The organism is Streptomyces sp. NPDC002566 (genome assembly GCF_042889585.1).
Taxonomy (GTDB): domain Bacteria; phylum Actinomycetota; class Actinomycetes; order Streptomycetales; family Streptomycetaceae; genus Streptomyces.
In genome coordinates this window covers 955,469-964,349 of record NZ_JBIARD010000001.1, presented here as the reverse complement: position 1 = coordinate 964,349, position 8,881 = coordinate 955,469, and the positions used below count along the sequence as shown (strand labels likewise).

Sequence of the window (8,881 nt, the reverse complement as noted above, 5' to 3'; positions counted from 1 at the left end):
GCCCCCCCAACCCCCCGGGGGGCCCCCCGTTTCGACGCCGCCCCCCCCCCCCCCCCCCCCCCCCCCCCGGGGGCCCCCCCCCCCCCCCCCGGGCGGGGGGGGGCCCCCCGCCGCCCCCCCCCCACCCCTCGTCGTCGTCAGCGCAGGTCGCTCACCGGCAGGTCGAGCAGCCGGGCGATCGTGCGCAGCACGCCGTTGTCGTTGTTGGACGGGGCCACATGGCGGGCCCTGCCGACGACCTCCGGGTGGGCGTTGGCCATGGCGAAGGACCAGTCGGCGGCGTCCAGCATCTCCAGGTCGTTGAGGTAGTCGCCGAAGACCATGGTCTGCGCGGGCGTGATGCCCAGCTCCCCCTGGAGCCGGCGCAGCGCGGCGCCCTTGGTGGCGGTGCGGTTCATGACGTCCACCCAGTGCTCGCCGGAGACGACGACGTTGTGGGTGCCCGTGAACGCGGCGAGGGCCGGGGCGGTGATGCGCTCGGCGGAACCGAAGTCGTAGAGGGCCACCTTGAGGACGTCGTCGTCGACGGCGGCTATGTCGTCGACGACCACGTTGCGCCGGTAGTAGCGGCGGACCTCGGCCAGGAACGCCTCGTCGGTGCGCTCCACGTACGCGGACCGCTTCCCGCAGACGACGGCGCCGACGTCCGCGCCGCCCGCGACGAGCCGCCGTACGCACTCCACGACCTGGGCGACGACGTCCGGGTCCATCGGGTCGGAGCTCAGCTCCTCGCCGTCGCGGACCACGTACGTGCCGTTCTCGGCGATGAAGACCATGCCGTCGGCGAAGCCCTCGAACTCGTGCGCCAGCGTCGCGTACTGCCGGCCGCTCGCCGGGCTGAACAGCACCCCGCGCTCCCCCAGCAGCCCGAGCACCTCCCGCAGCCCCGCCGGCGGCCGCTTGTGGTCGTCGAGCAGGGTTCCGTCCATGTCGGTGACGATCAGGCGGACGCCGGCCGTCGCGGCCGACGGCTCCGGGACGGACGCAGGCTCCGGGACGGGCAGAGGGGCGGCTTCGGAGTAGGGCATGTCCTGCTTCCTGTACGAGGGCGACCGGGTCGTCACCCTACCGGGGGACCCCGCGCGGCCCTCGAACACGGACCCGGCCGTCCGAATCCCGGGACACCGGTGATCACCCGGCGGCACAATGACGGCTGACGGGCTGGATGCGACGAGTACGCGACAAGAGCGCGGGAGGGAGCGGTCACGTGAGCGAGGTCCACACGCCGACGGGCGGACCGGCGGCGCCGCTGAACACCGGGGTGGCGCACAACGCGCGGGTGTGGAACTACTGGGTCGGCGGCAAGGACAACTACGAGGTCGACCAGCGGGTCGGCGAGCACGTCGCCGGGATGTTCCCGCTGATCCGGGAGATCGCCCGCGCGGACCGCTGGTTCCTGGGCCGGGCGGTGCGCTTCCTGGCCGAGGAGCGCGGCGTCCGGCAGTTCCTCGACATCGGCACCGGGCTGCCGACGGCCGACAACACCCACGAGATCGCCCAGCGCGTCGCCCCCGACGCGCGGATCGTGTACGTCGACAACGACCCGATCGTGCTGGTGCACGCGCGCACCCTGCTGACCGGCACCTCAGCCGGCGTCACCGACTACGTCGACGCCGACGTCCACGACCCCGACGCGATCCTGCGGCGCGCCGCCGGCACCCTGGACTTCACCCGGCCCGTCGCGGTGATGATGCTGGGCATCCTGAACTTCGTGCTGGACATGGAGGCGGCGCGGGACATCGTGCGCCGGGTCATGGCGGCGGTCCCCTCGGGGAGTTTCCTGGTGCTGACGCATCCCACCCACGACAGCGAGGTGGGCGGCGAGGGCCAGATCCCCGCCATGAGGTTCTGGAACGAGAACGCGACCCCGCCGATCACCGCCCGCAGCGGCGAGGAGATCGCCGCGTTCTTCGACGGCCTCGAGCTCCTCGAGCCGGGCCTGGTGTCCTGCTCGCGGTGGCGTCCCGAGCCGGGCGCTCCGGCCGTGGTGCCGCAGTACGGCGGGGTGGCCGTGAAACCCTGACGGCGCGCGCCGCCCGCGGGCACCGGCGGGGCGGACCACCGACGACGCCACTGACCTGGAGGCCGTATGAGCACCCTTGCGGAGGCCCTGTGAGCGCCCTCGACGACCCCGTGCCCGGCGGCCGCCCCGGCGACGTGGAGCGGGCGAGAGCCCTGGCCGGCGAGCTGTCCGGGCGCGGTGTGCACGGGGTCGTGCTGGCCTACGTCGACACCGCGGGCGTGGGCCGGGTGAAGACGGTCCCGGTGGCGCGGCTGGCGTCGGCCGCGGCCTGGGGCGTCGGCATGTCCCCGGTGTTCGACACGTTCCTCGCCGACGACCGGATCGTCTCCACGGACGTGCTGGGCTCCCCCGACGGCGACCTGCGGCTGTACCCCGACCTGGACCGGCTGGTGGTCCTCGCCGCGCAGCCGGGCTGGGCGTGGGCGCCGGTCGACCGGATCACCCAGGACGGCGAACGGCATCCGGGCTGCTCGCGCACGTTCCTGCGCGGCGTCGTCGCCGACGCCGCCCGGACGCACGGCCTGACCTTCCGGGCGGCCGTCGAGATCGAGTGGTCGTTCGGCCTGGACTCCGCGCCCGCCGGCGAGTTCGTCCCGGCGACCACCGGGCCCGCGTACGGCGCGATCCGGCAGGTCGAGCTGAGCGACTGCACCGCCGACCTGCTCGCGGCGTGCGCGGCGCAGGGCGTGGACGTCGAGCAGGTCCATCCCGAGTACGCGCCCGGCCAGTTCGAGATCTCGGTGGGCGCCCTGGACCCGGTGGCCGCCGCCGACCGCAGCGTCCTGGTGCGCCAGACCGTGCGCGCGGTGGCCCGGCGGCACGGGCTGCGGGTGTCGTTCTCCCCCGCCGTCACCGCCCAGGGCGTCGGAAACGGCGGTCACCTCCATCTGTCCGCCTGGCGGGACGGGGTCAACCTGCACACGGGAGGGGACCGCCGGCACGGGATGACGGCCGACGCGGAGGCCTTCGCGGCCGGTGTGCTGGCCCGGCTGCCCGCCCTGACCGCGGTGACCGCGCCGAGCCCGGCCGGCTATCTGCGGCTCAAGCCCTCCCAGTGGGCGGGGGTGTTCACCGCGTGGGGCCTGGAGACCCGCGAGGCGGCGGTACGGCTGGTGCGGGGCACCGCGGGCCGGCGCGCGGAGCTGGCGAACCTGGAGGTCAAGCCGGTCGACCTGGCCGCCAACCCCTACCTCGCGCTCGGCTGTGTGATCGCCGCCGGCCTGGACGGGATCGCGTCGGGAGCGACCCTGCCGGAGGAGACCGCGGGCGACCCGGCCGCGCTGGACGCGCCCACGGCCGAGGCCAGGGGCGTGCGCCGGCTGCCGGCCTCGCTGGCCGAGGCCGTGGAGCGGTTCCAGGAGGACGAGGTGCTGCGGGCCGCGCTGGGCCCGGTCCTCGCCGACGCGGTGACCGCCGTACGCCGGGGCGAGATCGAGGCGGTCGCCGGGCTGGACGACGAGCAGGTGGCGGCGGCCTACCGCTGGGCGTACTGACATGCGCGCCGGGCCGGTCCACGAGGCGCTCGCCGCGCTGGCGCTGGTGGACCACCACTGTCACGGGGTGGTCGCGGGCCCGCTGGACCGGGCGGGGTTCGAGGAACTGCTCACCGAGGGCGACCGGTGGCCCGGCAGCTCGTCGTTCGACACCCCGGCCGGTGTGGCCGTACGGCGGTACTGCGCGCCGCTGCTGGACCTGGACCGGCACGCCCCGCCCGAGGAGTACCTGGCGCGGCGGGCCGAACTGGGGCCGCGGGAGGTGAACCGGCGGTTCCTGACGGCGGCGGGGACGGGCCGGTTCTTCGTGGACACCGGATTCGACGCGGACCGTCTCACCCCGCCCGCCGAACTGGCCGCGCTGGCGGGCGCGAGCGCCCACGAGGTCGTACGGCTGGAGACCGTCGCGGAGGCGGTGGCCGCGCGGGGCGTGGACGCGAGCGGGTACGCGGACGCGTTCCGGGCGGCGGCGCTGGACGCCGTGCGGGCGCCGGGGGTGGTGGCGGTGAAGTCGGTGGCCGCCTACCGCACGGGCTTCGGCCTCGACCCGGCCCGGCCCTCGGACGCCGAGGTGAGCCGGGCGGCCCGGACCTGGCTTTCGGCCGGCGGCAGGCTGGCGGATCCGGTGCTCGTACGCCATGTGCTGTGGACGGCCGTGGACCTGGGGCTGCCGCTGCAACTCCACACGGGCTTCGGCGACCGGGACATCCGGCTGCACCGCGCGGATCCCGCACTTCTGACGGACTGGTTGCACAGAATCGCGGGCACGATCCCGGTGCTGCTCCTGCACTGCTGGCCCTACCAGCGGCAGGCCGCCTTCCTGGCGGCCGTGTTCGAGCAGGTGTACCTGGACGTGGGACTCACCCTGCACCATGTGGGTCCCGTACGAGCGCGGGCGGTCCTGGAGGAGGCCTTGGAGATCACACCGTTCCGCAAACTGCTGTACAGCTCCGACGCCTACGGTGTCGCCGAGTTCCACGCACTCGGCGCGCTGGCGTTCCGCCGGGGGCTGGGGGACCTCCTCCAGGACCGGGTAGACGCCGGCGAACTCAGTCTGGCCGACGCGCTGCGCCTGGCGCGGTGGGCCGGGGCGGACAACGCCCTCGGGGTCTACCGGCTTCCCGACGGACACTGAAAGTATGATCAAGCAATGTCTGACCTGACCGATACCACGCCCGGTTGGCTGAGCGCCGACGAGCTCGAGATGGCCCGCGCACGGATGCCGATCCTGTATGTCGAGGCCGTCCCCGTGCGCGTCGACGACAGCGGTGAAGTCACCAGCATCGGCCTGTTGCTGCGGATCGGACCGGACGGCAACGTCAACCGGACCCTGGTCTCGGGCCGGGTCCTGCACCACGAGCGGGTCCGCGACGCGCTGCTGCGCCACCTGGAGAAGGACCTCGGCCCGGTGGCCCTGCCGCGGGTGCCGACCTCGCTGCAGCCCTTCACCGTCGCCGAGTACTTCCCGACGCAGGGCATCACCCCGTACCACGACCCCCGCCAGCACGCGGTGTCCCTCGCCTACATCGTGCCGGTGACCGGTGACTGCCGGCCCCGGCAGGACGCGCTGGACCTGGTGTGGTTCGACCCGCAGGAGGCGGCGTCGCCCGCGGTGCAGAGCGAGATGCCGGGCGGGCACGGGTTCCTGCTGCGGCAGGCCCTGGCCCACGTCGGCCTGTCGGCCTCCTGACCGGGGTGGGACCGCGTCGCACGGTGCCCGGTCAGCGCGCGGTGGCGATCGGCGCCGCCGCGCGCCGGCCCTGCACCCTCGTCGTGTGCCGGGGCTGCTGCTGCGGGGACGCCCGCAAGCATCCCGGCTTCGACCACGCCTGGCAGCTCGACCGGCTGCGCGCGGCCGCCGCGTCCGACGGGGGCTTCGCGGTCCGTACGACGGACTGTCTCGGCCCGTGCGACCAGGCCAACGTGGTCGTCGTCCAGCCCTCGGCGGCCGGGCGGCGGGCGGGCGGCCGGGCCACCTGGGTGGGGTTCGCCATGGACGACGACTGCACGGAGGAGCTGATCGGCTGGGCGGCCGCGGGCGGCCCCGGTGTCGCCGAGCCGCCGCTCACCCTGGAGCTGCAGTTCATCGCCGCACCGAGGGGCGCGCGGACGCGCGGCCGACGGTAGAGACAGGGGTGGCGGACATGCGCGGACGACCCGGCCCCGACTCGGGCACCCCTCGCACGGCCAGGCACGACTGGTGGGGCGTGGTGCTGGAGGCCCCCGACCCTCGGGCGCTCGCCCGCTTCTACGCGGAGCTGCTCGGCTGGGAGATCGTCAAGGAGGACGCGGACGGAGCGGCCGTCGTGCCGCCCGAAGGCGTGGGCTACCTGGGCTTCCAGTTCTCGGAGGGCTATGTCCCGCCGGTCTGGCCGGCCCTGGAGGGCGCCCAGCGGATGACGATGCACCTGGACTTCGAGGTGGTCGATCTGCGGGCCGCCGTGGCGCACGCGCGGGAGCTCGGGGCGCGGGAGGCGGACCACCAGCCGCAGGCGAACGTCCGCGTGCTGCTCGACCCGGCGGGCCACCCGTTCTGCCTCTACGTCGACACCGACACCGGACAGGCCGCCTCCTCGTAGTCGAGAAGACGGCCTGCGACCTGCGTGAAGCTGGTCGGGACGACAGGATTTGAACCTGCGACCCCTTGACCCCCAGTCAAGTGCGCTACCAAGCTGCGCCACGTCCCGGTGCCCGTCTGACCTGGGGTTTCCCCCGGCAGAACGTGCATGGAAACCATACCGCACTCGCGTCGGTGGTCGCGCATCCGTTTCGGCGCGCTCAGCGCTCCCCGGGGAGCCCCAGCCCGGGGTGGGCCTCCAGCAGGCGCGGTGGGGCCGCCTGGCGCCAGGAGTCGGCGAGGATGTCGCGCAGCTCGCCCTCGTCCTCCAGGGCGGCCAGCCGGACGCGCACCCAGGCGAACTGGGCCTCGTGGCCGGCGATCCAGAACTTGCCGGGCTCGGCGAGGACCAGCTCGTCGCGCTCCTCCTTGGGGCAGCGCACGGCGAGGGAGGTCTCGTCCTCGGGCAGGGTGGCGAACATCTTCGTCCCGACCCGGAACGTGGGCATGCTCCAGGCGATCTTCTCCGTGGTGTCCGGCAGGGACAGGGCGATACGGCGTACGTCTTCGGCGTCCGGCATGCTCCGCACGGTAGCCGCTGCCACTGACAACGCGGGTGTCACGCCGTCTGCGCCCGTGCCGCCTGACCGAGCGCCTCCAACACCGGCCGGATCAGAGGGTGTTCCTCCGCGCCCCGCCGTACGGCCGCGAAGACGCGCCGCGTGGGGGCCGCCCCGTCGACCGGGCGGACGACCACGCCGGCGAGGTCCATGCCGCGCAGCGCCGAGCGCGGGACGAGGGCCACGCCGACGTCCGCCGAGGCCAGCGCGACGACCGCGCGGAAGTCGTCGGAGGAGTGCTCCAGGCGGGGCTGGAAGCCGGCGTGCTCGCACGCCAGGACCACCACGTCGTGGCAGGGGTTGCCGGGGTACGGGCCGATCCAGGGGTCCTTGGCCAGCTCGGCGAGCGGCACCTCCGGGAGGTCCGCGAGCCGGTGGGTGACGGGGACGACCGCGTCGAAGGGCTCGGCGTACAGCGGGAGGTGCGCAAGACGGGGGTCGTCGGCGGCCGGCGCCCCCCGGTACTCGACGGCGACGGCCACGTCGACCTGCCGGTCCAGGACCATCCGCAGGCTGGCGTCGCCCTCGGCGTCCTGGACGCGGATCCTTATCCCCGGGGCGGCGCCGGCGAGCCGGGCCACGGCGGGCGCGACGACCAGGGCGATGCCGGTCGCGAACGCGGCGACCGTGACCGTGCCGGCCGCCCCGGAGCCGTAGGCGGCGAGTTCGGCCTCCGCCCGCTCCAGCTGGGCGAGGACCGCGTGGGTGTGGGCGAGCAGGATCTCCCCGGCGGGGGTCAGCCGCACGCCCTTGGCGCCCCGCTCGACCAGCCGGTGCCCGGTCTCCTGCTCCAGCGCCGTGAGCTGCTGGGACACCGCGGACGGCGTGAGGTACAACGCGGCGGCGGCCGCCGTCACCGTACGGTGGTCGGCCACCGCCCGAAGGATGTGCAGCCGCCGAGCTTCGATCACCCCACGATTATCGCAGGCCACGGGGCCGGGGCGGGCCCATCAGGCGGAGGCCGGTTCCGCGTCCCCCAGCTCGGCCCGGGCCGCGACGAAGGCGTCCACCGCGCGGTCGACGTCCTCCGTGGAGTGCGCCGCGGACAGCTGGACGCGGATCCGGGCCTGGCCCTGGGGGACGACCGGGTAGGAGAAGCCGATCACGTACACCCCGCGCTCCAGCAGGAGTTCCGCCATCCGGCCGGCCCGCGCCGCGTCGCCGATCATGACGGGCGCGATGGCGTGGTCGCCGGGGAGGACGTCGAAGCCCTCCGCCGTCATCCGCCGGCGGAACAGGGCCGTGTTCTCGGCGAGCCGCACGCGCAGGTCGTCGGCCGACTCCAGCAGGTCGAGGACCTTGAGGGAGGCCGCGGCGATGACCGGGGCGAGGGTGTTGGAGAACAGGTACGGGCGGGAGCGCTGGCGCAGCAGGGCGACGATCTCGGCGCGGGCGGCGACGTACCCGCCGGAGGCGCCGCCGAGCGCCTTGCCCAGCGTGCCGGTGATGACGTCGACGCGGTCCATGACGCCGTGCAGCTCGGGTGTGCCGCGGCCGCCGGGGCCGACGAAGCCGACGGCGTGCGAGTCGTCGACCATGACCATGGCGTCGTAGCGGTCGGCGAGGTCGCAGATCTCGCGCAGGGGCGCGACATAGCCGTCCATGGAGAAGACGCCGTCGGTGACGATCAGCTTGCGGCGGGCGCCGCCCTCGGTCGCCTCCTTCAACCGGGCTTCCAGGTCGGCCATATCGCGGTTGGCGTAGCGGAAGCGGCGCGCCTTGCACAGCCGGATGCCGTCGATGATCGACGCGTGGTTGAGGGCGTCGGAGATCACGGCGTCCTCGGGGCCGAGCAGGGTCTCGAAGACGCCGCCGTTGGCGTCGAAGCAGGAGGAGTAGAGGATCGTGTCCTCCTGGCCGAGGAACGCCGACAGCCTGGCCTCCAGCTCCTTGTGCACCTCCTGGGTGCCGCAGATGAAGCGCACGGAGGCCATGCCGTAGCCCCAGCGGTCCAGGGCCTCGTGGGCGGCGGCGATCACCTCGGGGTGGTCGGCGAGCCCGAGGTAGTTGTTGGCGCAGAAGTTGAGGACCTCGCCTGGGCGGCCGCCCGCGGTCACGGCGACGGTCGCGGACTGCGGGGTGCCGATGACGCGCTCGGGCTTGTGCAGTCCGGCGGCGCGGATCTCGTCGAGGGTGGCGCGCAGGTCGTCGCGCACGGAGTCGAACATGGGGGAAGCTCCTGAAAGTG

10 protein-coding genes and 1 tRNA gene are annotated in these 8,881 nt (G+C 74.3%); 6 read left to right on the top strand and 5 right to left on the bottom strand.

The genetic code is table 11. The features are described 5' to 3' along the window. Positions 1-137 precede the first annotated feature (137 nt). The gene (locus tag ACFYXA_RS04145) at positions 138-1,028 is read right to left on the bottom strand and encodes a Cof-type HAD-IIB family hydrolase (protein ID WP_389027986.1); all 891 of its coding nucleotides are present in this window, start codon (positions 1,026-1,028) and stop codon (positions 138-140) included. Positions 1,029-1,207: 179 nt separating this feature from the next. Here ACFYXA_RS04145 and ACFYXA_RS04140 point away from each other — a divergent pair, with 179 nt between their 5' ends. The 6 genes from ACFYXA_RS04140 (at position 1,208) to ACFYXA_RS04115 (ending at position 6,095) form a co-directional block, all read left to right on the top strand. Continuing rightward, positions 1,208-2,023, top strand: a complete 816-nt coding sequence (locus ACFYXA_RS04140) for an SAM-dependent methyltransferase (RefSeq protein WP_352253504.1) — start codon at positions 1,208-1,210, stop codon at positions 2,021-2,023. Positions 2,024-2,112: 89 nt separating this feature from the next. Next, positions 2,113-3,516 carry a glutamine synthetase family protein gene (locus tag ACFYXA_RS04135; RefSeq protein ID WP_352253502.1) on the top strand — a complete coding sequence of 468 codons (1,404 nt, stop codon included), beginning with the start codon at positions 2,113-2,115 and terminating at the stop codon, positions 3,514-3,516. Between the two features lies 1 nt (position 3,517). Continuing rightward, entirely contained in the window at positions 3,518-4,651 is a 1,134-nt protein-coding gene (locus tag ACFYXA_RS04130) for an amidohydrolase family protein (RefSeq protein WP_389027983.1), read from the top strand. A 15-nt stretch (positions 4,652-4,666) separates the two neighbouring features. Beyond that, on the top strand, positions 4,667-5,206 hold the full coding sequence (locus tag ACFYXA_RS04125) for an NUDIX hydrolase family protein (RefSeq protein ID WP_130442979.1): 540 nt from the start codon (positions 4,667-4,669) through the stop codon (positions 5,204-5,206). 23 nt (positions 5,207-5,229) lie between these two features. Then, positions 5,230-5,643 (top strand): (2Fe-2S) ferredoxin domain-containing protein, encoded by a 414-nt coding sequence (locus tag ACFYXA_RS04120; protein WP_389027981.1) that lies wholly within the window; start codon positions 5,230-5,232, stop codon positions 5,641-5,643. A gap of 17 nt (positions 5,644-5,660) precedes the next feature. Then, positions 5,661-6,095 (top strand): VOC family protein, encoded by a 435-nt coding sequence (locus ACFYXA_RS04115; protein ID WP_352253495.1) that lies wholly within the window; start codon positions 5,661-5,663, stop codon positions 6,093-6,095. 31 nt (positions 6,096-6,126) lie between these two features. Here the strand turns inward: ACFYXA_RS04115 and ACFYXA_RS04110 are convergent. From ACFYXA_RS04110 to ACFYXA_RS04095, 4 genes are all read right to left on the bottom strand, one after another. Then, positions 6,127-6,203 (bottom strand) — tRNA-Pro (locus ACFYXA_RS04110). 91 nt (positions 6,204-6,294) lie between these two features. After that, positions 6,295-6,654 (bottom strand): MmcQ/YjbR family DNA-binding protein, encoded by a 360-nt coding sequence (locus tag ACFYXA_RS04105; protein ID WP_352253493.1) that lies wholly within the window; start codon positions 6,652-6,654, stop codon positions 6,295-6,297. Between the two features lie 38 nt (positions 6,655-6,692). Continuing rightward, positions 6,693-7,604 (bottom strand): LysR family transcriptional regulator, encoded by a 912-nt coding sequence (locus ACFYXA_RS04100; protein WP_389027978.1) that lies wholly within the window; start codon positions 7,602-7,604, stop codon positions 6,693-6,695. 39 nt (positions 7,605-7,643) lie between these two features. Then, positions 7,644-8,861 carry a glycine C-acetyltransferase gene (locus tag ACFYXA_RS04095; protein WP_389027976.1) on the bottom strand — a complete coding sequence of 406 codons (1,218 nt, stop codon included), beginning with the start codon at positions 8,859-8,861 and terminating at the stop codon, positions 7,644-7,646. Positions 8,862-8,881: the final 20 nt, after the last annotated feature.

Coding starts and splice junctions, on each gene's coding strand:
- ACFYXA_RS04095 (WP_389027976.1), bottom strand. CDS start 8,861: ATGTTCGACTCCGTGCGCGACGACCTGCGCGCCACCCTCGACGAGATC.
- ACFYXA_RS04125 (WP_130442979.1), top strand. CDS start 4,667: ATGTCTGACCTGACCGATACCACGCCCGGTTGGCTGAGCGCCGACGAG.
- ACFYXA_RS04105 (WP_352253493.1), bottom strand. CDS start 6,654: ATGCCGGACGCCGAAGACGTACGCCGTATCGCCCTGTCCCTGCCGGAC.
- ACFYXA_RS04130 (WP_389027983.1), top strand. CDS start 3,518: ATGCGCGCCGGGCCGGTCCACGAGGCGCTCGCCGCGCTGGCGCTGGTG.
- ACFYXA_RS04145 (WP_389027986.1), bottom strand. CDS start 1,028: ATGCCCTACTCCGAAGCCGCCCCTCTGCCCGTCCCGGAGCCTGCGTCC.
- ACFYXA_RS04115 (WP_352253495.1), top strand. CDS start 5,661: ATGCGCGGACGACCCGGCCCCGACTCGGGCACCCCTCGCACGGCCAGG.